Here is a 22,115-nt window from a genome sequence, read left to right as displayed (position 1 = left end):
CTCACAATTGATAGGCTTTTAGCTAGATAGTTAAATACCTTTTGCTAAAAGCTTATCAACCTCTGCTTTTACTTTACCAGATGATGGAATTGGAGCATTTTCGTTTGCGATTAAACCCGACTGATCTACCAAAATAAATCGAGGTACGCCTCTTAATACATATTTATTCCAAACAGATTTTTCGTGATTGGCAACTTCTGCATCAATTACATGTAAACCATGTAGGTTTTTATTTTTTATCATCCTCTCCCACTTTTCTTTGTTCTTATCAACAGAAACATACAAAAAAGCTACATTTTCACTTCCTTCAAACTCACTTTCTAGCTGCTCCGAATACGGAAATTGTTCTATACATGGGCCGCACCAAGTTGCCCAAAAATCAATATAAACTACTTTGCCACATAAGTCACTGAGAGAAACTTTCTCGCCTTCTGGTGTAATGCCTACAAAATCTGGAGCTGGCTTGCCCGGAATAATCGCATTCCAATTTCTATATTCATTTTCTAAAGCAGCCGTGTAAATAGAGTTACTATAAGTTCTTTTGAAGTTATTCATCAAACTATCAGTACTTTCACTAATTCCGTTATCCATTATTCGAGATAAGGTATTTTTTGCTAAAAGAAACTCTTTTACCTCTTCCGAAATCTCCATATTCTCTATCAATTGATTTGTAACATAAGGGATTACTTCTTCAGACGGTATGGAATCGTTGATATAACCATTTTTTACTTGTGGTAGATTCTTGTATGCTGGTCTTAGCACGTGTAAGTCTAAATACATTTGCGCTGCAATCGTGTAATCAAGTGCAGTGAATTGATCTTTCAGCAAAGTATCTGAAAAAGGGAAAGCAAAATATACACTGTCAAGTTTTTTCTCGCTCTTTTCTATGTTTAAACTATTATTCATTTCAGGATTTGCCAGCTCACAATTTTCTTTTAGCCAAACTAAGTTGATTCTGTTCCTATTTTCCAGCGAGTTGCTCAACTCTTGTGGTAAGTTTACTGAATCAATAAAAGCTTGATGAAAATCTCCCAGTGCATTTTGTAAAGAATCCATCCTATCAACAAAATGAGAATAATCTAAATTAAAAATCATATTGCCATTAGAAACCACATACTGCTCTCTAATCGCTAGAAATTGCTTTAGATATTGCGATACAGCATTACTTAACTCAGCACCTTTTCCAGAAAAATAGATTTCAGATTGATTAACATGCACAGTTAAATTATCACCGGGTTTGAGATAAACAGGATGGTTTATATCATCAACAACCAAATAGGTAAGTAATGGAGCATGTAAACTTTCCTCAATTACGAGTTCTCCCAAAGAGTCTAGTTCTTGAATTATGATAATAGAATCTTGAAAATCTATCGCATTTACTTTTTTTAGTATTACTGACGGTAAGTCAGTTTGAGATGCCGAAACTCTTAATTTAAATTTATCTTTTAAGTCTTCTGTATTTCTTTGAGGTTGGCAATTTGCGAATAGTAATACCGAAAAAATAGAGATTAAAAAATTGACAGCTTGTTTCATGAAATCAGTCTAATGCTTATAATATTTAAAGTGACAAAAGGATTTACCACTATAATGTTAGACAAAGACCTTTAGACCGCTGAGTATATTTTTTTATGAAAAATCGTAATCTTAACCTTGTTTTAAAAGCTTATCTATTTCAGCTTTTACTTTGCCAGAAGAGGGAATTGGTGGATTTTCATTTACGATTAAACCTGCCTGATTTATCAAAATATACTGTGGTACACCAGTGAGTAAGTATTTTTGCCAAGTAGATTTTTCGTCTTTTTCTACATCAAGAATGTGTATACCAGAAAGGTTTTTAGCTTTCACCATTTTTTGCCATTTTTCTTTATCTCTATCCATCGATACATAAAGAAATACTACTTCATTATTTCCTTCATACTCTTCTTCTAAGATTTTTGCATGTGGGAACTGCTTAATACACGGGCCACACCAAGTTGCCCAAAAATCCATGTAAACCACTTTGCCTTTAAAATCGCTTAATGAAACTTGATCACCTTCGGGAGTAAGTCCCATAAAATCTGGTGCTGGTTTACCCGGTACAATTGAAAGTCGCCTCATATATTCTTTTTGAATATCGGCTAAATATTTTGAGTCTTTATAATTCCTTTTAAAATCATTAATCAGACTATCAGAACTTATTGAAATGCCATTTGATTGCAGGTTTGCATATACCTCTTTTGCTGTTAGAAACTCTTTTACATTATGCGGTAACTTCGTCTTTTTTAGCATTTGAGAGGTAACATATGGAAATACTTCAGCCTGTGGGATCGAATCATTCACATAACCATCTTTTACATCTAGCATATTAAATGCAGGCCAAGCTATATTTAAAGTTAAGTAAAGCGCTAATGATTGCGCATATAAATCTTTGGTCAACTCATCTTCTAGTAAAGTAGGTTCAAATGGTATTGTGAAATAACTTGTATCGAAATTATCACTCGTATTTTTTTCTCTCCCAAGATTTAAATTTTCGTTTTCATCATAGTTTGCTAGGTCGTTGCTTAGCTTTAATCCAATAAGATTAATTCTATCTCTTAATGCAAGTGATTTTTTGATGTTTTCGGGAAGATTTACAGTATCTGTATATGCTTTGTGGAATTGCTGAAGTGCCATTCTTATTGAATCAATTCTTGCATTAAAATCAGTAGGATTTAAGCGAAAAATGATGTTTCCATTTCCTTCAATCAGTTTTTGATGTATGGAATCACTTTGAAGAAAATAATTATTTACGGCTGAACCTTTACCTGAATAGTTATGCACAATCTCCTCTCCTTTATTAATAATTTTCAATTGAAGATCATCTCCCGGACTGAGGTAAACGGAATAACTTTTATCTTTTATTTCTACAAAAGCTCTAAGAGGTGATTCTAGCTTTTCTTCAATTAATAGCTCACCTAATGAGTCTAACTCGTAAGTATTAATTATAGAATCTTGATAATTAAATGCATTTACAGTTTTAAATATCACTGCTTTAGATTTGCTATCAGGAGCTGAGATTTTCAATTTGAAACTACCTTTCAAAATAGCTGTGCTATTTTCTGGTAAGCAACTGGCAAAAATAGATATAACAATGAAGAGAATGAGTAAGTTGAAATGAAATTTCATATACAAAAATTTAGGCCTATTTGTATAATCCAATACTCATAATTAGATACATGTATTCAACTTTTATAAAGAAAAAAATCTATTTTTGGCTAAATTTCGCATCTTTTATGAAACTCTTGGCGTAATACTAAATTATAGAATCCAACATATACCAACTGCAATTCTTCATCAATTTTTTCAAAAATATTAATGCCTCAAAAAGAAGTTACACTAGTAAATTCAACATATCAAAATACATCTATTTCTACAGATTTTAATCCACAACAAGAAGAAGATTTTGTTAATAAACTGATTAAAAGTTATCTATACCTCAATAGTCCGCTCAAGCGATATTTAGATATTTTCGGTGCCACAATTGGTCTTATATTTCTTTTCCCACTATTCTTATTGGCATGCCTACTTGTAACTATTATTGATAAAGTACCATTTCTTTTTAAACAAGAAAGATACGGTTACAATGGCCAAACATTTACCATGTACAAGTTGAGAACACTAAAAGTAATTGAAAAAAGAGACATGGTAGATCACACCAGAATTCAGAAAAAACCTCAATACTCAACCACAAAAACTGGTAAGTTTTGGCGAATCTCCAGCATAGATGAAATTATTCAATTCTGGTTAGTTCTTAAAGGCGATATGAGTTTAATCGGGCACAGACCAATACCTGTTTATTATCTACCACATTTACACAAAATAGAAAACTACAACCACGCAAAAGTAGATGAATACCTAAGATGTATAAGTTTATACAAACCGGGAATGAGCAGTTTGTCTTCGGTAAATGGTAGAGGAGATTTGAGCATGCAAGAGAAGTTTAGCTATGATTTTTACTATGCACAAAATGCCAGTTTTAGCTTAGACTTAAAACTTTTAATATTAACCATAGTCGCAGTAATTACTGGCAAAGGAGCTAAATAAAGCCTCTTTCATTTCGCTCTTTATTGAAAGTAATTTGCAGGCGTAGTCCCCAAATATTTTTTAAAAGTATGGATAAATGAACTGGTGTTTTCGTAGCCCAAATCGAATGCGATCTCTTTTACAGATTTGTTCTCGCTTAGTTGTCTAATGGCTTCAAATAGTTTTAATCGAATGCGCCAATCGCCAAAAGAGATACCCAAATGTTTTAAGAATAATCGAGATAGAGTTCTTGAACTCACACAAGCCAATGCTGCATAATATTCAATTGTGTAGTTAGCCGAAATATCTCTAAGTAAAGCATCTGTAACTGTTTTAACCCTCTTATCGCTACTCGTCGGCAAATAGGTTTTAGTGGGTGTAATCGTAGCAACTTCATCTAAAAATACTGCTAAAACTCTTTCTTGAGGTAAAGTGTGCACTTCTGTATTCGAAAAAGAGATGATTTTATTCATCAAACTTTTAAAAAAATCTGAATGATCAAATGCAAAAGTCGCAGTTGGTAGCGCATCAGTTTTTGATGGATCAATAAAAATGGAATCTACTTTCACATTACCTGGAAAGTATACCTGATGCGCGGTGTTTCCGGGTAGCCAAACACTCTGCATCGGATTCACTATCCAAATATTTTCAGGAGTAACTACTTCCATTACCCCTCGGCTGCAAGTAATTATTTGAGCACGTGGATGTGCGTGCATCTCAGCACACTTTGCATTGAGCAAGTTTTCTGAATAAGTAGTGATCGGTCTTTCTTTATTCAGCTCATAACCTAAGCCAACCGTAACATCTGTCTGATAATCTTTATCCATTGGCTAAATGTAGTTACTAAGACACCAGTTTTGAAAATGATCTTTGTAAAAAAGATAAAACAATGGATAGTAAAACACACAATGACAAAATTGTAGCGCAATTTTCTAAACAAGCAAAAGGCTATACGAATATAGTCTCTCATAGCGATGCACTGGATCAGCTCATTTACATGAGCCATGCATCTAAAGAAGATACGGTTCTCGATATAGCCTGTGGTTCTGGTATTGTGGCTTGTGCTTTTGCCAAACATGTCGCTTCTGTCACCGGAATTGATATTACCGAAGGAATGTTGAATGAAGCGAAAAATCTTCAAGATCAGCGCAATCTTAAAAATATCAATTGGCAAACTGGCGACGTAACTGCCCTACCTTATGCGGATAATAGTTTCTCTATCGTAATCTCAAGGTTTGGCTTTCATCATTTTCTTGAACCTGCAAAAGTACTTGCCGAAATGAAGAGAGTTTGCATAGCAGATGGAATTGTAATGATAGTTGATGTTACTTTACCTGATTCTAAAATTGATTTTTACAATCGAATGGAGAAACTTCGAGATAATTCTCATGTGGCTGCGCTTTCTCATAATCAATTCGACTTGCTTATAAATGAATCTGGATTAAGAGATAGAACTGACAGCAGTTATCAAATGAAAATTGAATTGGAAGAACAATTGAAAGCTTCATTTCCAGAAGATCAGCAAAAGCTAAAAACAATGATTTTGAATGATATAGGTATTGATAATTTAGGCATTAGTGTCTCCAAAGAAAATTGGAAAGTGTATTTACACTACCCAATCAAGATTTTTGTAGGCAAAAAATAACTAAATGGAGAGATGAAATTATTCCGTTTTCATCTCTCTAACTCTTTTGCTAAATGCATTCATCGGATTTTCTAAAGTCATCAATCTTATTTCTGCATCAGTAAAACCAGATTGTTTGAGTTTTGGTAAAAACTGATCGTATAACAAGGTAAAACCTTTAAAGTCTCCACCATTTTCTTCTCCCGGAGAATACCAACCAGCATCATGCGAAATGAGCACTTTATATAAAAGCTGTTCTTTTTTAAGGTTCTGCAACATCTCAATGTAATGGTCAAATTGATTTTCATTTAATCCATCGAGGCTGATCCAGCAGCCTTTGTTAGCAGCTTTAATATGTGTAGATAAATCCTTTTCACTCTGAGCATGCACCCAAATAAATGCTTCAGGCGAAACACCTTCGCTCTCTAAAATTGCCATTTGCTCAAAAGCAGGAACTGCCAAGCCTGTATGCGAAGCGATGGTGAGCCCAGTTTGTAAATGTGTTTTTGCTGCTGCCCGAATCAGTTTTTGATGCAAAGCTGAAAGACTTCCTGACTCAACACTGGTTTTGATAAATCCCGGTCTTACACCTGTATCTTCAATCCCATTTTTCCACTCAGCAATCCATCTGGCAGCTAACTGGTCAGCAGTTTCGGTATAAGCATGTTCGGGCAAATACTTATTATTAACTGCCCCATAATAGCCTGTATTGGTAATAATTTGCAAACCACTTTCATCCGAAAGCATTCTTAATAAAATTGGGTCTCTACCGAGATGTGCCGGTGTACAGTCTACAAAAGTTTTTACTCCTTGTGCCTTTACTTCTTCTAAAAAAGGTAAAACTAGTTCCATCACCTCTTGCTTGTTCCAGCGATGGTAACCAGTACTATCTGCACCAATAAAATCGACCAATATGTGTTCATGAATCAGTGAATTTCCCATATCTATGGAGGCAATTTCCCCAGTAACAGTCATGATGGAAAAGTCAGATTTTTGGGGTTGGCAGGCTGCTAAAACAAAAAATGCTACGGATAAGTAATAAAGTGTTTTCAAGGTAATTTCCGGAATTGATAGTGGATACTGTTAAATAAAACCAATTTAGCAATTCCGGAAGATTTTTGTTCTACAGAGTGTTAACAAACTGGACCCCAAAATCCATTTTTAGTTACAAACTCTTTAAAAGTGGTCTCTTTAGGTTTGCTACCTTTCTCTTTGATATAAAACTTCCCTTTTTCTTTATCCCAACCTAAGGTTAATGTCTGATGGCTAATTTGCTGGTAAATTTCATAAATCTTTTTCATGCTTTTCAGATGATTACCCAACTCTGTTTCCGATTTAAATTGGCTCATATCATCTCCAATTAAACCTGCTATTAATTTTTTATCAGTTGCATTTATTTTTTCAAACTGATTATTCAAGATATAATCAATTGTTTTATTATCGGAAACATCCTCTACTAATCGAGCTAGTCTGTACAGTGGAAAAACTCTTATAACATCGTCTTCCTCTGAGAAACTGAAAGCCATCACACTGTTACTTTTTTTGAGTAAGCCAAAGGGAATCAATTCGATACTCACTTTTGTATCTGTGCCATATTGTGGAATCTCAATGTCTAAAAAGAAAATAGCATATTCGCCAAAATTCGAAATAGGATTTGAAAAGAAACCGGCACTTAAAATATCATCAGGTAAAACAGTTTTTAAATCTCTATTAGCTGAAACTGCAAAAGACCAAGAACAATTATAGGTTTCTTTCTTTACAAAAGTGTATTTACCAGATTTATCTTTAAAAGCCCCAACCGTACTGGTACAATCACAACCACAAGTTGGCCAGCTACCCGATATTTTTAAATAACCATTTTTAGAATCATCAATCAACTCATCAAAATCTACTTTTCCATCGTCATCCATATCTTCAAAGTTTGAATAACATGGTTGCACTACATCCCATAGCTGTTGGCTTAAACTCTTAGTAGATTGGGCATTTAAATTGGTAATAAAGGCAAAAAATAGTAAAAAAATCAGTATCTGTTTCATTGAGTATTGTTTTAATCGGTAGCGAACTAAATACCAGATTATTATGAATCAAGATTAAAAAATACCTCACATTTTTTATAAGGAATAAAGCGAACACCTTTCAACTCCAAACTTTCCAAATGCGACTTTAATTCTTCATGTATCACAATTCGGCCATCAATACTTTGAAAAACATGATAGAATTCTTTAAAGATTAATTGCTTTGGCATAACATTTTTAAACCGAACTCTTTCTCGCAAAAACTCCACAAATGCTTTGTATTCAGATTCATTGTTAATTTGCCCTTGCTCAACATCAGCATAAACTTCTGTTTGTCTCATATCGGTTACATAGAACTGGGTTAAATCATAATCAAGAAGTTGGTAGATAGTGTTAACAGTCTGATATAAAAAATACTTTCGTTGCTCATTTGTATCTTCTTTGCTGATCTGCATTTCGTGAAAACGATGCTTTGTTTTAGCATACATTTCAAAAATATCTGCCACTCTTTCGCTCATTATCAAATAAAATGCAGTGGGCCCACCCTTCATCGGAGGTTCGTGCATTACATCTCCTACCCACTTATGTAAATCACAATATCCCAGATTTTGATATTTTGTATTGTCGAAGTATTTATACCAAAGATTTACATTTATAGTCCCTTCGATATTCCAAAGTTGGCGCACTTCCCTGCCAAACTTCTCATAAAATTGGGTTTTACTAGCCTCTTCAACCGTCATTCCTACTGACCATTGAGCAGCTTCATAAGTAGGCTCCATTGTATAGAAATTATGAGGTAATAGCTCCATATCCAGTCTTTACATTTAGTGAATATTACAACAGTTTTTCAATCTCTGCTTTTACTTTTCCGGTTGAGGGTCTTAGTGCATTCGCGTCTATAAGCTTGCCTTCCTGATCAATCAAAATATAGCGAGGAATGCCTGAAACTGAATAAGTTTTCAGGAAAGCGCTTAAATCATCTGTTGGAATAATGATATTCACACCTCCAATTGGCTTTTCTTTTAGCATTTCATCCCATTTTTCTTTCTTAGCATCAACAGAAACATTTAAGAAAACCACTTCATCATTCCCTTTAAACTCATCTTGTAGTTTTTCAGCAAAAGGCATTTCTGTTTTACATGGTCCACACCAAGTTGCCCAAACATCCACATACACCACTTTTCCTTTTAATTGATCTAATGAAAAATGCTCTCCACCAAAAGTAATTCCAGTAATATTGGGGGCAATGTTTCCGACAGTGAGTGGCTGTACTTTTTTGATCTGTTTATGGATGTAATACAGAAATTCAGACTTAGGATAAAGCTTTTCAAAATTGTTGAGCAAACTATCCGAAATATGAGATATACCATTATCTAAAACCTCTAATGTATTTTGTGCCAACATCAACTCCTTAATCTTTTCAGGATAATCTCTTTGCTTAATGGCATCAGCAATAAGAAAAGGCAACACCTCACCAACAGCCAAAGTATCATTTATTTGTGTAGCACTTATTTTAGGCAAACTATCGTAAAGTGGTTTTAGCACATATTGGTCAGCGTAATCATCTATTTGATCGATGTAGTCATCTCTTAAAAGTTCATTATCAAAATAAGATGCAACTAAGGGGAAATCATAGAAAGAATCGTTTAGTTTACCCCATTTAGTTTTGTCTTTATCAGAAGAAGAACCTGTTTCATAAAAGTCGATATATCTCTCTTTTAAAGAGATCAGCATCAATTGATTTTTCTTCTCTAAGGTAGCTTTTTGCTCTGCCGAAAGCTTTACAGAATCGATATAAGCCTGATGAAAGTTAGAGAACTCAGTCCGCATTTCTTCTACTCTTTCAACAAAATCTGGTGGATCTAAACTCATTATGTAGTTTTCTACAGAACCTTCCAGAACATCTTGAAGGAATCTGATTTCCTCTAAATAGTTGTTGACTGCTGAGCCTTTGCCTGTATAGAAATACTTCCACCTGCTTTGCTCACGATACACAAGAACTTCCATATCATAATTAGGTTCGATATAGATTGGATGTCCACTTCCCTTATCGACATCTAGGTAAACCAATGCCGGTTTATGTAAATCAAGTTCTAAAACTGCATTGCCCAATGAATCATATGTAGTTTTATGAATAATCGAATCTGAATAGTCGATACTGTTTGCCGAGTATATCGAAACCTCTTCGTCAGAAGCATCGGGAGTATGTACTCTAAGTTTGAACCTCTTTTTTTCTGGAGACTCTGTAATACTTAATTGAAAGTTTGCAAAAAGTAGGGTACTAAAGCAAACAAGAAGAAAAATTGCAATATCTTTTTTCATATAAGTTTATCTGGCAAATGTTGAAGTTTGTGTTATATCAATTAAAAAAAATTCAATCCTCTCTTCCATTAAGACAACTGCAGGATTTTCTTGCGAAGAGTAAAATACCTGCAATACCACGGTAAATAAAAGGAATATTAGGCAAATGAGATAAGGTATCATCTTCAAAGGAATCATTGTAAGTTTAAAAAAACATCTACACGTCGGTCGTTATCGCTATTTTGCTGCGCTGCTTGGGTTTCACCAAATCCTTGTATTTTGATGCGCTCTGGTGAAACACCATTTTGAATAAGATAATCGGCTACTACTTTCGCTCGGTTTTCAGAAAGTGCAGCATTGTCTTTTTCTTCACCTTGCTTATCGGCAAAACCTTCTATGCTGATTTTAAAATTAAGAATGTTGGAGAGTCTCAACTTAACCAAGTTCTCCAATCGCTGTAAATCTGATTCGGAAATGCTTATGCTATTGCTATTAAAATAGATACTGCTAAACCTTCCATTTTCTTCTGTGAGCGAGGTTTCGGTAACAGACACATCATCTATAAAATAAAACGCCTCCAAGCGATACTTGGCTGTTCTTAAATTAGGATTGATTATGTTATTTTTTTTCCAGAAGTCTTGATCTGCAAGATCATATTCAACATTATTAATACTATTTGTTCTACCAGTGCAACCGAAAGTAATAAATTTTTCACCTCCCAAAGCTATATACTGGAAATTTACATGTAACCAGTTTTCTTTATCTTTCAGAAAACTACCCCTTAATTTGGTAATCCAAGGTTTAGGAGAAGCGCTTATGGGCAAAGTATATTTTTTAGCTGTAGATGGACTTAGCGAAACATCAAATTTCTTCATATAAATACTGGATGAATCAGCCAATTTCAAGTAAAATTCAACTTGGTAGATTTTCCCTTTCTGCAATGGTTTACTGAGAAATCCTTGCAACATTGAATATGTCGCCGTTCTACTTGTTCTAGAAAATATCATTAATCCGGCACACGCATTACCAGTTCTGGCTTTATTAAAACCAAAACATAATTCGGGCTTTTCTTTACAAAATGTTGGATTAAGATAAATTGTTCTATGGCTATCTGGAGCTCGCCATCCTTTTACTCCATGTAAATGTGTGATTTCATTGATCGTATCTGGTACTGTTTCTTCAAAACTAGGATTAAGTACTAAGTTTTGTGCAAGGCAAAAATTACTAAAAAGATAGGTCGATAAGCACACAAAAAATGCTGATAGTCTAAGGGGCATGTTAAAAAATCTGGTCTAATTATCTTATTTATAAGTAGAGATATTACCTCTTGCAAAAATCTATTTTCAGTTAAAAACACTGTTTAAACGTCAAATTCAAAGATTTGCTATGTGCAAGCGAGATAAATCTTACCTATTTTAAGCTATCAAATTCTAAACCAGTAAATTCATTTCTGTGGATTTAAATCAATTTATTGTTCTATAAGCTTGTGGGGTCTTTCCAGTCCATCTTTTAAATGATCTGATAAAAGTGCTGCTATCAGAATAGCTCAACAAATAAGCAATTTCTCCAACACTCAAATCCCGATTTTTTATGTAACTCAAAGCAAAATCTTTTCTCAACATTTCAATAATTTCTTTAAATGTATAACCTTCGTCACTGAGTTTCCTTTGCAGTGTTCTCACACTTACATTAAGATTAGCCGCCACTTGTTCAATCGTCGGAAACTCAGGTTTTACCAAATTCACCACTGCCTTTTTTACTGTTTGGTAGAAACCATTTTCTTTTTCAATCTCTGCCAGTTTCTCGTAAGCATGTTTCACCAACACCCGCAACAAATCGAAACTTGAAGTTACAACCGGCTCCATCACATGTTTTCGGCTAAAGAATATGGCAGTTTCTGTTTGAGCATACATGAGTGGACAATTGAACAATCGCTCATACTCTCTGGTGTTTGCCGGTTTTTTAAACTGAAAATGAATCTTTAACGGATAATATTTTTGAAGTGTTAAGGTGTGGAATTCTCTTAAAATAAAAGCCAATGCACCATCGATGGTATGTTTGGTGCTAATTTCAGATTCTTGCTTCCAAATCGGATCGGGCTCAAAAGCCAGTTTAAAATCTGCATGGTCTTCTTCCAATTTCATCGGTAAAGCTCTGCAACCCAAACTCGCAAATTCGCAACAGAAATCTAATGCTTGCTTTACAGTAGCAGAAGTTTGACTAATCTGCCCGACTAAACCGGCAGCAGAAAGATTGAGGTATTCTCCGGCATGCAAGCCAAAATATTCGTCTTTGGTTAAAAACACCGCCTTTTCTACCACTGTATTATACACTTCAGAAGTAACCTTGGTACTTTCGTCACAAAGTACATCTTTACTAAATCCGCTCAATACGATCAATTCATTTGCCAATGCGCCTTGCGTGGCAGCAAACTCGATCAGGTTTAACAAAAATCTTCCGTTGAATGTCATGCTTAAAATTAAAGATTCTTTTTGCCGATTCAATAGCCATTTCAATTTTGGCAGCAAATGCCTATTGATTGACATTTCATGCCAATTTTTTCTTCACATTGAAATCTAGTTTTGTATCAATCAAAAAAATTAAAATCATGCAAAAACTAGAAACAGAAATCAGTATACAGGCAAGTGCACAAGATGTTTGGAATGTTTTAATGAACTTCGAAAACTATCCTAATTGGAATCCATTTATCAAATCTATTTCAGGTGAAAAACATGTTGGTGGCAAGCTTAAAGTGAACATTCAACCAGAAGGAATGAGTGAACAGCAATTCTTGCCAAATGTGTTGAAAAACGAAGAAAACAGAGAGTTTCGCTGGTTGGGTAAGTTCTTAGTGAAAGGTTTATTTGATGGTGAACACTATTTTAAATTGAGAGAAGAAGATGGAAAACTAATCTTCACGCATGGCGAAAATTTCTCTGGCCTATTGGTAGGCATTTTACTCAAAATGATTGGTGCAAAAACCAAAGCAGGGTTTGAACAAATGAACCAAGCTTTAAAAGAAAAAGTAGAAAAATGCAGTGTTGCAGATAACAGTTATCATGCTTAAAAACTCGAACCATGAAAGCTGAATCTCAACTTAGAATTACGCTGAAATTTAATGCGGTTTTTTCTGCAATCTCTGGTTTTATTTTAGCCGTTTTTGCTGAATTTATAGGGGATTTGATTGGTCTCGATCAAAACATCATTTTGATGTACATAGGCTTTACACTCATCCTTTTTGCCACTTTTGTCTTTCTTGTAGCCTTAAGTAAGACATTAAATAAAGGCCTCGTGAAGTTCATCATTTTACAAGATGTGCTTTGGATTTTAGCAAGCATTGTACTTTTAATCGTCTCTCCATTCAGTATAACATTTACAGGTAAAATACTGATTATCGGCATTTCACTAGTAGTCGCAGATTTTGCCTACTTTCAGTTTAGGTTTTTGAGGCTTATAAATTCTTTGGAAAGAAATTCTGTTTAGAAGTCTTTTGTTTTTGCAGGATTTCCTATAAACTGGGGCTTTAAGAGCATGGTCGAAGGGAGACCTGTTTGACTAGAAAGATACTTAATAAGATTATCTCATATGGAAATATCTAGCGATAGATTTGATAAATTATTCTATCAAAAAATCAATCTCGACAAATTGAATAGCAATAACTTTCAAGAACTATTAGCTAGCTTAAAGAATAAATTAGTGGAAGGAAAGGAAGATATATGGGTTGGCGAGCCAATAGAAATAGCATCCAATTTAATGATCATAATTACATCTGGTGTTCTTGATTACTATGTTTATTTCAATCTATCATCAAATAAAATTATTACTACTATAGAAATGTGGTAAAATTCTGATTTGGGTATAGATGTTAAATCTTATGATGCAAAGGATTATACTTTTATAAGACAGACTAATCAAGTTATCGATGAATTTTTCAAAAATTAAAGGCTTCCTAAACTCAGAAAGCCTTCAATATAAATTCATTAACCAGCAATTAAATCTTCTTTACTGATCGGGAGTTTTCTAATTCTTTTGCCTGTGAGTGCAAATACTGCATTGGTAAATGCAGGAGCCACAGTAGGCAATCCTGTTTCGCCAGCACCTGCCGGAATATCTGTACTCTCAATAATATAGGTTTCTACCTCAGGGCATTCGTGATACCTCAACAATGGATAAGTATCGAAATTTTGCTCGGCAATAGCGCCATCTTTAATGGTTAATCCGGCAAAAGCAGCAGTTAAACCCATTACAATTGAACCTTCAGTTTGGGCTTTAACCGTATCCGGATTGATGCAAATTCCCAAGTCGATGGCTGTAGTTACTTTAACAGGTTTTACCTGATTATCTTCCAGTTTTACTTCAACCACCATAGCAAAATATCCACCTGAACGCTCGCAAATGGCAACACCTTTGGCTGTATCTCCAATTGGTTTGTTGTACCAGCCAGATTTCTCTGCTACTAACTTTAAGGTCGATGAAAATTTTGGATGGTTCTTAACCATAGCCAACCTAAATTCCAATGGGTCTTTGCCCGCTTTGTAAGCCAGCTCGTCTATAAAAGACTCATGCGCCAATGGGTTGGTAGAGTGGTAAACCGCACGCCAATAAGTAATCGGTATGTAAGATTTTTCTAGTACACCTTTCACAGAAAAATTCGGAATTTCATAATCTGTATTTACTCCACCCATTAACTGCCCACCGGCTTTCATGTTATCGCCAGTCTGGTTTCTAATTTCTTGCGCAACAATCTTATGTTCTAAAGCTAGAATATTTCCATCATCATCTAACTTAGCTTTTAAAGCATTGATCGAACAAGCTCTAAATGGCCCTTGTGTTTGGTCGTCTTCACGCGTCCAAGTTACTTTTACAGGAGCTTTCATCTTTTTAGAAAGGTCAGCAGCCTCTTCCACCATATCAGTCATACTTCTTCTGCCAAAACCTCCGCCCATAAAAGTATAATTCACCTCAATGTTTTCTGGGGCTATTCCCAATTGATTTTGCAATTGCGACCTCACACCATTTGGATTCTGTGTTGCTCCCCAATAAGTAGCTTTATTCTCTTCCACAGAAACAATGGCATTCATCGGTTCCATAGGCACATGGCTCTGGTAAGGTGTCTGATAAACTGCTTCAATAATTTCTCCACCCTCTTTAAAAGTATTTTCTGCATCACCCACTGCATGCAACATATCACCGTCTTTTAGTGCATCTTCTTCGTATTTGTCAAAAATGCCCTGCGAATTATGTTGTTCTAAATCTTGGTTATCCCACTCAACTTTTAAAGCTTTTCTACCTTTTAGTGCTGCCCAGTAAGAATCGGCAATTACGGCTACTCCTTCTCGCTCATGCCCCCAAACATTTCTTTGCGTTTTAAGCACATCTTTTACTCCCGCAATTTTCATCACTTCATCTTTATTAAAAGAAACTACTTTGCCCAAAAACACAGGTGAACGTTCAATACTTGCGTGGAGCATTCCATCTACCTTCATATCCAATCCAAAAATGGCAGATCCATTGGTTTTCATCGGTATATCTTGGCGCTGAATAGGTTGCCCAATTACTTTAAAATCTTTGGGATCTTTTAATGTCGGATTTTGAGGTGCTTCTAATTTGCTCGCTTCTTCAACTAATTCTCCATAAGTCAAAGACTTGTCGGCATTTTTTAGCTTTATCATGCTATTTTCCGCATAGCAATCATTGGGAGAAACATCCCAAACTTTAGCCGCAGCACTCATTAGCATTTCTCTGGCAGCAGCTCCCATTTTTCTTAAAACTGCATATTCTGATGCTACACTTCGACTACCAACTACCATTTGGCTACCATATAAATCGCGATTAGCTTCCGACATTTCGATCTTCAACGCATTGATATCCGTTTCTAATTCTTCAGCCAAAATCATCGGCATAGACTGGTAAGTACCTTGCCCCATTTCTGGGCGATGTGTAAAAAGGGTAACCACTCCATCTGAGCCAATTTTAATAAATTGGTTTAAACTGTATCCTGTATTTCCATTTAAGTTTTGTACAATCTCTTTTCCGTCTGAGGTGGGAATGCAACCTACAGCCAGAAAACTTCCTGCTATAGTTCCGAGTTGAACAAATCTTCTTCGGCTTATCTTAGTATTTTCCACAATGTTATGATTTTACGAGTTTGGCTAATGCTTTTTTAATTCTTGGGTATGTTCCACAGCGGCAATAAACAGCTTGCATTGCCGCTTCTACTTCAGTTTCGCTGGCAGTCGGATTGTTTTTTAACAAAGCAGCAGCGGCCATAATTTGCCCAGATTGGCAATAACCGCACTGTGGAACTTGTTCTTCTATCCAAGCTTGCTGCACAGGATGATCGTTATTTTCAGATAATCCTTCGATTGTTGTCACTTCTTTATTCTCTACTGCAGCTACAGGAAGTACACAAGATTTTATCGCATTTCCATCGAGATGGACTGTACAAACACCACATTGGGCAATTCCACAGCCGAATTTTGTACCTGTTAAACCAAGATTTTCTCTTAAAGCCCATAAAAGTGGCATATCTGGATCAACATTATCTAATTGTATTGTTTTACCGTTGAGGTTAAATTTGAAAGAGGCCATTTAAAAAAATTTAATAATCAGAGTTTAATAAATTTAAGTAAATTGTAGCATAAGAAAAAATAGAGAAGGCTTTCTGTGGCTCACAGGAGTGATATCCAGCCTTTCAATCCAATAGAAATTATTATCACCTTAAATACGGGAGATCAATTCTCATGCTTTTTGAGTAGTAACATTGTCTAAAAGCTTTTCAGAAAAAAATGAATTGATTAAGTTTACCCTGATAAAGATTAGCAATACACTATAGGGAAACAACTGACTTACATTTACTATAAGATGAATTTTTACTCGAAACTACTGTTGTTGCTTGGCATATTATGTCTTTTTCAACTGCAAGCATCTGCACAAGATGATACACTTACAGAATATGACAAGCAGGCAATTCAGTACAAATCTAAAGACTTTATTAAGGAGTTGGCTTCGCTGATGAACCTCATTTGCGATCCGAATGTCGAAGAATATAAAAGAAAGGAGATTATTAATAATAGCTTTTCAATTAATGCTAATCAGATTTTTTTTAATGAAGATGTGATTATTGAGGATGACATTGACCCTAATTTTTTCGATTGGCAAACTTCAAAAAACCTAAAGGTTTCCAGATATTTAAACGATCTGGACTTGTTTTACACAAAATCTGAATCTCCAACAATTACCATTACCAATGTAAAAGCTTTTGAAGTTAAACAAGCTGATTATATTTTTCTACCTGTATATTTCGAAACTACTTTTACAGGAAACCATTTGGTAATTAATAAAGCTTACCAAACAGTAAAAAGAATTGCCACTATTATGGCTCGCAAAGAAGGTAATTTATGGAAACCCTTAATTGTGAGTATAGTGCATTATAATCCGAGTGTGCATAAATTTGTAGAAGATGCCAATAAACCTATTATTGAAACTGGACAAGTTGCAGATAATGTTGCAGACTCACTTAATAAAGCCATTGTAGATAGTTTGCAAATTTATCCAGAAGAAAAAACAGTTGTTACAGAAAATACCAATATAGAAACGGAAGCAACTTTTAAGCAATATCCTGATGCGGTGCGTAAAGGCAAAACAGAATATATCAGTTGGGATAAAGGCAAGTGGGACTCTCCTGTTAAACTAGAACTTTACCAAAACGACAACCTGATAAATGTAATTAACATAAATACTGATGTAAACAATCAATTATGGTCAGTACCTAAAAACGCAGAACTAGGTACAGGTTATCAATTAAAGATAAGTAATATAGAAGACCCTAAAAAAGAAATATTTAGCCCTGAGTTCCAGATAAAACGTGGATTCCCATTAGGATTAAAAATATTGGGAGCTGCAGCCATTGTAGGTACAGCAGCAGTATTACTTTCTGGAGGAAGCGGTGGAGGTGATCCCGGAACAGGTGGTGGTGACAATCCTACTGTAGATATTAGTGAAACAGACCCTTTTGTAACTCCTGATACAGGTAATTAAAAAAATTAGAAAACAACAAAAAACAAGATAAATGAAACTGAAACCAATTTTACTATTGCAATTGAGTCTCGTTTTAGGCATTAACTATTTTGTGAATGCGCAGAGTGGTGTGGCGATCTCTGAAAACATTAATCAAAAGCCGGATAATTCGGCAATTCTGGATGTAACTTCTACTAGCAAAGGTGTGCTCGTTCCTAGAATGACTAGCACACAAAGAGATGCGATTTCTAGCCCTGCAACAGGCTTATTAATATATCAAACCAATAGCACGCCCGGTTTTTATTATTACTCGGGCACAGCTTGGGTAGCTATAGGCAGTGGTGGCGGTACTGGAGGAGCAGAAACTGACCCAAAAATTACTAGTAGTGTTACCAATACAATTCCAGTTTGGAATGGCTCTGTACTAGAAGATGGCTCTATTGAAGATGATGGAAGTGAAATAGGAATTTTTACAGATGGTGGTCTAGAAAAAGCCAGATTTTCTAACTTCGACGATGGCACAGGATATATTTATGTATTCGGTCCTTCTGGTAAAAGAAACGTTTCACTTACTAACCTAAACAACTATACCGACAATGGTTTTGTGGATGTATTAGACGATAGTGGTGAAAGTAAATCTAGTTTGTATGTAAACTCTTCTGGTAGTGGTAGTATCTTTTTAAGAGGAGCCAATGGCAATGCCAATGTATATCAAACCAGTTACAATACTTCTTATCCAAACAATGGTTTTATAGGTGTTTACGATAGCGAAGGAATAGAACAAGCATCTATGTATGTAGATGAAAATGGTAATGGTCAACTGTATGCATCAGGTACTAAAAATTTTAAAGTTCCTCACCCAAATGATGCTAGCAAAGAAATCTGGTATGCTTCGCTTGAAGGTCCCGAAGCAGGCATGTATATGAGAGGTACTTCTACATTAGTGAATGGAGAAGCATCTATCGAACTTCCAGAGCACTTTAGTTCATTGGCTTCGGCAAAAGGTATTACTGTAATTATCACTCCCCTTTCTGCTGATTCTAAAGGGATAGCCGTAACTTCTAAAAACCCAGAAAAATTCTCAGTGAAAGAATTAATGAGTGGCACTGGCAACTACGATTTCGACTGGGAAATTAAGGCTGTAAGACAAGGCTTTGAAGATTACAAAGCTGTAAGGCCTGTAGTTACTAAAAAGAATAATTTAATTCAAGAAGCTGCAAAAGACTCTTCAGCTGATGCAAAAGAAAAGAAATAATATGAAATTCATTTTTCAAAAAACTACACTTTTTCTTGCACTTTGGCTGGCAATCTGCCTGAATGCTTATGCGCAGCATGTCAATATAAGTGGCAGCAGCAAGCTCAACCTTTCAGGAACTGTTAAGTTAAGGGTAGCAGGTTCAAGTTCCGAATTATTAATTTCAGATAATGCCAGTATTAATGATGATAATACCAATAGTATTATTGTAGAAGGTGATTTTAGCAATGAATCTGGTGATATTAATTTGGATGGGGCGCTAATATTTAATGGTACAACTTACCAATATTTTTACGGCACTGGAACCATTGCCACTTTAACTGTGAGCAACGAGCAAGACGTAGATATTGAAGGCCCTTTATTAGTAAACTCCAACCTTAACTTAGGCACTGGTAACATCACAACAATTGCTGATGATGATCTTACTATTAATCACGATGTAACAATTTCTGGTGCTGGTGCAGATAGTTATGTGGATGGCCCACTAAGAATTAGAGCTACTTCAGCCATTAATCATACACTTAATTTTCCTATTGGAACTGGCACGACTTATAAACCCGCTAGAATACATTTTACACAAATTGCGGTTAATGGTTATTATGTAGGACAGGTTTACGATAATAATTCTGCTAGCTATGGGCTTGAAAGCACACTGCAATCTGTATCCACAGCCAGATACTGGGAGATTAGCTCAGATGAAACTGTAACAAGTGCTTATATAGAATTACCAGTCGGAACTGACGATGGTGTACTTAATGCCAATTTGGTTAGAATTGCCAGAGCAGATGGCGGACAATGGACAAACATTGGTGGTATCAATATCGAAAGTGTACCGGGAACAGTTCGATCTTCTAGTAGTTTCAATTCGTTTGGTGAGTTTACAATTGCCTCAGCATTAAACAATTCAACAGACCCTATAATCTATTCTATTACTCCTGATAATGGTTACGAAGGTGATCTCATCACAATTTCTGGAGCATATTTAGGTAATTCTAATGGTACTATCAGATTCGATGATGTAACTGCTTCAGCTTCTGACATTGTCTCTTGGAGTGACGATAAAATCGAAGTGAAAGTTCCAATAGGTTTATCTCCGGGAAGCAATGTAAATATTGAAATCACTGTAAGTGGAGGCTCTTCTCCAATAGATTTCAGTTTCCAGTTTACAGTAAAAGATCCTTCTGTAACATGTTCAGATTTTAGTATCTCAACTTTCCCTATTAGTACAGATCCTGTAAACTCTGGTGATAATGCGGTTTTAGCAATTAATGTAAACGATCCTTCATTGGTTGATGCCGCAGGAGTTTACTACAGAGGAATTTCTCAAGAAGACTGGTTGGGACCCTTTACTCCTACTTTAAATGATACTCAATATTCATATGAAGTTAGCTCTTCAGTAGATGACATAGGCATAGAGTATTACTATACTTTTAGTTTTGCAGATTGCAATACCATAAGCTCAAACGTGGCTTATACTTATATATATTATCCAAATGGTGTAAGCATTCCAGGCTTAACTCCGGGTGATGAACCGGGTGATTACGACCTGTTTTCAATCCCGCTAGATCTTGATGCAACAGCTGTTACCAGTGTTTTTGATGAGTTGGGCTCATTCGACAAATCAAAATGGAGGGTATTTAGAATTCAAAGTGGAGATTATCAAGAATATAATAGTTTCTCTAATATCGATTTAGGGAGAGGCTATCTCATTCTTTATACCCAAAATACAACGAGTTTTAATAGCGGTGCAGGTACAACAGTTACAGCAACCAAAGACAATCCTTTCTCAATGAGCTTACAACAAGGTTGGAACATGATTGCCTCTCCCTACTTGTTTACCATCTCATGGGAAGATGTACTTTCAGATAATGGAATAGACAACTCACTCGAAAACTTCCATGTTTATACCAGTACAGGTTATCAAAACTCTAATGGCATACTTGATGCTTTCGAAGGTGCAATCTATTTTGCTGAAAGCGCTGAAAATGTTGATATTTCTGTAATTAAAGACAATAGCATTAATGGCAGAATTGCTGGTGTAAAAGAAACTAAAAATCCATTAGATAATGAAAACTGGCAAGTAAAACTAAACCTCACTAGCCAAGCTGGAATTACAACTACAGGTGGTTTTGGTATGAGCTTAAATGCCAATGAGAGTAAAGATGCCATGGATGCAATGCTTCCACCAAAAATTGCCAATGCATCAGATTTTTACTTTAATCATCAAGAGTATTTCTATCCTTATTTTTCAAAAGACATAGTACCAAAAGCAGAAAATTATGAGTGGAGTTTTGAGGTCAATCCTGCACCAAGTGATGATCTGGTTACATTCTCTTGGGAAAATGATTACTTTGGAGAAAATGATAAAAACCTCTATCTACTCGATGAAGCAAACGGCTTCGTAATTAACATGCGTAATCAAAATACTTATGCCTTTAATGCAAAACAGAGTCAGCAATTTAAAGTGATCTATGGTGATAGTGAAAAGCTAAACTTGCTTGAACCAGTAATTGGTGCTGTCTACCCAAACCCTACAGCCAACCAATTATACATTCCTCTTTCGTTGCCAACAGATACGCAAGAAAGTAATATCAGCATCAATCTATATGATCTTTCTGGTAGATTAAGCGGACAAATTAATATGGATAATTTATCTGCCGGATATCAACTAATTGAGCTTAATGATAACGGCATTTTTGATAATTTAAGTCGTGGTATGTATGCCATGCAAATTGTTTTAGAAAGTGATGGTAAATTGATCAGAAAAAATGTTAAATTGATGATCGATTAACACTTAAAATAAACATAGCACTTAACCTAAGAGGTACAAAGACTATTTTGTACCTCTTTTTGTTTATAT

The 22,115-nt window shown here is 35.3% G+C and carries 19 protein-coding genes; 8 read left to right on the top strand and 11 right to left on the bottom strand.

What is annotated here, in order from left to right; translation table 11 throughout:
* Positions 1 to 30: 30 nt before the first annotated feature.
* Together OQ292_RS23435 and OQ292_RS23430 are read right to left on the bottom strand one after the other, a co-directional pair.
* Positions 31 to 1,533, bottom strand: coding sequence for a TlpA family protein disulfide reductase (locus OQ292_RS23435; RefSeq protein WP_284686814.1), 1,503 nt, complete (start codon positions 1,531 to 1,533; stop codon positions 31 to 33).
* A gap of 111 nt (positions 1,534 to 1,644) precedes the next feature.
* Positions 1,645 to 3,144 (bottom strand): TlpA family protein disulfide reductase, encoded by a 1,500-nt coding sequence (locus OQ292_RS23430; protein ID WP_284686813.1) that lies wholly within the window; start codon positions 3,142 to 3,144, stop codon positions 1,645 to 1,647.
* Positions 3,145 to 3,333: 189 nt separating this feature from the next.
* On the opposite strand from OQ292_RS23430, the gene OQ292_RS23425 reads away from it, so the two are divergent.
* Complete coding sequence (locus OQ292_RS23425; RefSeq protein ID WP_284686812.1) at positions 3,334 to 4,062, top strand: sugar transferase; 729 nt, start codon at positions 3,334 to 3,336, stop codon at positions 4,060 to 4,062.
* Positions 4,063 to 4,082: 20 nt separating this feature from the next.
* Here OQ292_RS23425 and OQ292_RS23420 read toward each other — a convergent pair whose 3' ends face one another.
* Entirely contained in the window at positions 4,083 to 4,868 is a 786-nt protein-coding gene (locus OQ292_RS23420) for an AraC family transcriptional regulator (protein ID WP_284686811.1), read from the bottom strand.
* A 62-nt stretch (positions 4,869 to 4,930) separates the two neighbouring features.
* On the opposite strand from OQ292_RS23420, the gene OQ292_RS23415 reads away from it, so the two are divergent.
* Positions 4,931 to 5,686 (top strand): class I SAM-dependent methyltransferase, encoded by a 756-nt coding sequence (locus OQ292_RS23415; RefSeq protein ID WP_284686810.1) that lies wholly within the window; start codon positions 4,931 to 4,933, stop codon positions 5,684 to 5,686.
* An 18-nt stretch (positions 5,687 to 5,704) separates the two neighbouring features.
* Here the strand turns inward: OQ292_RS23415 and OQ292_RS23410 are convergent, their stop codons facing one another.
* From OQ292_RS23410 to OQ292_RS23385, 6 genes are all read right to left on the bottom strand, one after another.
* Positions 5,705 to 6,718, bottom strand: coding sequence for a phosphotriesterase family protein (locus OQ292_RS23410; RefSeq protein WP_284686809.1), 1,014 nt, complete (start codon positions 6,716 to 6,718; stop codon positions 5,705 to 5,707).
* A gap of 80 nt (positions 6,719 to 6,798) precedes the next feature.
* The gene (locus OQ292_RS23405) at positions 6,799 to 7,701 is read right to left on the bottom strand and encodes a hypothetical protein (protein WP_284686808.1); all 903 of its coding nucleotides are present in this window, start codon (positions 7,699 to 7,701) and stop codon (positions 6,799 to 6,801) included.
* 41 nt (positions 7,702 to 7,742) lie between these two features.
* A complete protein-coding gene (locus OQ292_RS23400) occupies positions 7,743 to 8,489 on the bottom strand; it encodes an imm11 family protein (protein WP_284686807.1) in 747 nt (248 codons plus the stop codon).
* A 25-nt stretch (positions 8,490 to 8,514) separates the two neighbouring features.
* Positions 8,515 to 10,002 (bottom strand): TlpA family protein disulfide reductase, encoded by a 1,488-nt coding sequence (locus tag OQ292_RS23395; protein ID WP_284686806.1) that lies wholly within the window; start codon positions 10,000 to 10,002, stop codon positions 8,515 to 8,517.
* A 173-nt stretch (positions 10,003 to 10,175) separates the two neighbouring features.
* Positions 10,176 to 11,258, bottom strand: a complete 1,083-nt coding sequence (locus OQ292_RS23390) for an OmpA family protein (RefSeq protein ID WP_284686805.1) — start codon at positions 11,256 to 11,258, stop codon at positions 10,176 to 10,178.
* 186 nt (positions 11,259 to 11,444) lie between these two features.
* Positions 11,445 to 12,452, bottom strand: coding sequence for an AraC family transcriptional regulator (locus OQ292_RS23385; protein WP_284686804.1), 1,008 nt, complete (start codon positions 12,450 to 12,452; stop codon positions 11,445 to 11,447).
* Positions 12,453 to 12,589: 137 nt separating this feature from the next.
* Here OQ292_RS23385 and OQ292_RS23380 point away from each other — a divergent pair, with 137 nt between their 5' ends.
* From OQ292_RS23380 to OQ292_RS23370, 3 genes are all read left to right on the top strand, one after another.
* Positions 12,590 to 13,048 carry an SRPBCC domain-containing protein gene (locus OQ292_RS23380; protein ID WP_284686803.1) on the top strand — a complete coding sequence of 153 codons (459 nt, stop codon included), beginning with the start codon at positions 12,590 to 12,592 and terminating at the stop codon, positions 13,046 to 13,048.
* An 11-nt stretch (positions 13,049 to 13,059) separates the two neighbouring features.
* On the top strand, positions 13,060 to 13,464 hold the full coding sequence (locus tag OQ292_RS23375) for a hypothetical protein (RefSeq protein ID WP_284686802.1): 405 nt from the start codon (positions 13,060 to 13,062) through the stop codon (positions 13,462 to 13,464).
* 102 nt (positions 13,465 to 13,566) lie between these two features.
* Positions 13,567 to 13,824, top strand: a complete 258-nt coding sequence (locus OQ292_RS23370; protein WP_284686801.1) for a hypothetical protein — start codon at positions 13,567 to 13,569, stop codon at positions 13,822 to 13,824.
* A gap of 137 nt (positions 13,825 to 13,961) precedes the next feature.
* Here OQ292_RS23370 and OQ292_RS23365 read toward each other — a convergent pair whose 3' ends face one another.
* The gene (locus OQ292_RS23365; RefSeq protein ID WP_284686800.1) at positions 13,962 to 16,109 is read right to left on the bottom strand and encodes a xanthine dehydrogenase family protein molybdopterin-binding subunit; all 2,148 of its coding nucleotides are present in this window, start codon (positions 16,107 to 16,109) and stop codon (positions 13,962 to 13,964) included.
* A 4-nt stretch (positions 16,110 to 16,113) separates the two neighbouring features.
* The gene (locus OQ292_RS23360) at positions 16,114 to 16,572 is read right to left on the bottom strand and encodes a (2Fe-2S)-binding protein (RefSeq protein WP_284686799.1); all 459 of its coding nucleotides are present in this window, start codon (positions 16,570 to 16,572) and stop codon (positions 16,114 to 16,116) included.
* A 273-nt stretch (positions 16,573 to 16,845) separates the two neighbouring features.
* On the opposite strand from OQ292_RS23360, the gene OQ292_RS23355 reads away from it, so the two are divergent.
* Genes OQ292_RS23355 through OQ292_RS23345 form a run of 3 tightly spaced genes read left to right on the top strand, consistent with a single transcriptional unit; the run spans position 16,846 to position 22,046 of the window.
* Entirely contained in the window at positions 16,846 to 18,021 is a 1,176-nt protein-coding gene (locus OQ292_RS23355; RefSeq protein WP_284686798.1) for a hypothetical protein, read from the top strand.
* A gap of 31 nt (positions 18,022 to 18,052) precedes the next feature.
* Positions 18,053 to 19,255 (top strand): hypothetical protein, encoded by a 1,203-nt coding sequence (locus OQ292_RS23350; RefSeq protein ID WP_284686797.1) that lies wholly within the window; start codon positions 18,053 to 18,055, stop codon positions 19,253 to 19,255.
* A 1-nt stretch (position 19,256) separates the two neighbouring features.
* The gene (locus OQ292_RS23345) at positions 19,257 to 22,046 is read left to right on the top strand and encodes a T9SS type A sorting domain-containing protein (RefSeq protein WP_284686796.1); all 2,790 of its coding nucleotides are present in this window, start codon (positions 19,257 to 19,259) and stop codon (positions 22,044 to 22,046) included.
* Positions 22,047 to 22,115 lie beyond the last annotated feature (69 nt).

Source organism: Chondrinema litorale (assembly GCF_026250525.1).
Taxonomy (GTDB): Bacteria; Bacteroidota; Bacteroidia; order Cytophagales; family Flammeovirgaceae; genus Chondrinema; species Chondrinema litorale.
The sequence above is the reverse complement of the archived record's forward strand: the minus strand, read 5'-3'. Positions and strand labels throughout refer to the sequence as shown.

What these genes read in the sequence shown, in the direction of transcription:
- OQ292_RS23435 (WP_284686814.1), bottom strand. Translation starts at nt 1,533, where the DNA reads ATGAAACAAGCTGTCAATTTTTTAATCTCTATTTTTTCGGTATTACTA.
- OQ292_RS23430 (WP_284686813.1), bottom strand. Translation starts at nt 3,144, where the DNA reads ATGAAATTTCATTTCAACTTACTCATTCTCTTCATTGTTATATCTATT.
- OQ292_RS23425 (WP_284686812.1), top strand. Translation starts at nt 3,334, where the DNA reads ATGCCTCAAAAAGAAGTTACACTAGTAAATTCAACATATCAAAATACA.
- OQ292_RS23420 (WP_284686811.1), bottom strand. Translation starts at nt 4,868, where the DNA reads ATGGATAAAGATTATCAGACAGATGTTACGGTTGGCTTAGGTTATGAG.
- OQ292_RS23415 (WP_284686810.1), top strand. Translation starts at nt 4,931, where the DNA reads ATGGATAGTAAAACACACAATGACAAAATTGTAGCGCAATTTTCTAAA.
- OQ292_RS23405 (WP_284686808.1), bottom strand. Translation starts at nt 7,701, where the DNA reads ATGAAACAGATACTGATTTTTTTACTATTTTTTGCCTTTATTACCAAT.
- OQ292_RS23400 (WP_284686807.1), bottom strand. Translation starts at nt 8,489, where the DNA reads ATGGAGCTATTACCTCATAATTTCTATACAATGGAGCCTACTTATGAA.
- OQ292_RS23395 (WP_284686806.1), bottom strand. Translation starts at nt 10,002, where the DNA reads ATGAAAAAAGATATTGCAATTTTTCTTCTTGTTTGCTTTAGTACCCTA.
- OQ292_RS23390 (WP_284686805.1), bottom strand. Translation starts at nt 11,258, where the DNA reads ATGCCCCTTAGACTATCAGCATTTTTTGTGTGCTTATCGACCTATCTT.
- OQ292_RS23385 (WP_284686804.1), bottom strand. Translation starts at nt 12,452, where the DNA reads ATGACATTCAACGGAAGATTTTTGTTAAACCTGATCGAGTTTGCTGCC.
- OQ292_RS23380 (WP_284686803.1), top strand. Translation starts at nt 12,590, where the DNA reads ATGCAAAAACTAGAAACAGAAATCAGTATACAGGCAAGTGCACAAGAT.
- OQ292_RS23375 (WP_284686802.1), top strand. Translation starts at nt 13,060, where the DNA reads ATGAAAGCTGAATCTCAACTTAGAATTACGCTGAAATTTAATGCGGTT.
- OQ292_RS23370 (WP_284686801.1), top strand. Translation starts at nt 13,567, where the DNA reads ATGGAAATATCTAGCGATAGATTTGATAAATTATTCTATCAAAAAATC.
- OQ292_RS23360 (WP_284686799.1), bottom strand. Translation starts at nt 16,572, where the DNA reads ATGGCCTCTTTCAAATTTAACCTCAACGGTAAAACAATACAATTAGAT.
- OQ292_RS23355 (WP_284686798.1), top strand. Translation starts at nt 16,846, where the DNA reads ATGAATTTTTACTCGAAACTACTGTTGTTGCTTGGCATATTATGTCTT.
- OQ292_RS23350 (WP_284686797.1), top strand. Translation starts at nt 18,053, where the DNA reads ATGAAACTGAAACCAATTTTACTATTGCAATTGAGTCTCGTTTTAGGC.
- OQ292_RS23345 (WP_284686796.1), top strand. Translation starts at nt 19,257, where the DNA reads ATGAAATTCATTTTTCAAAAAACTACACTTTTTCTTGCACTTTGGCTG.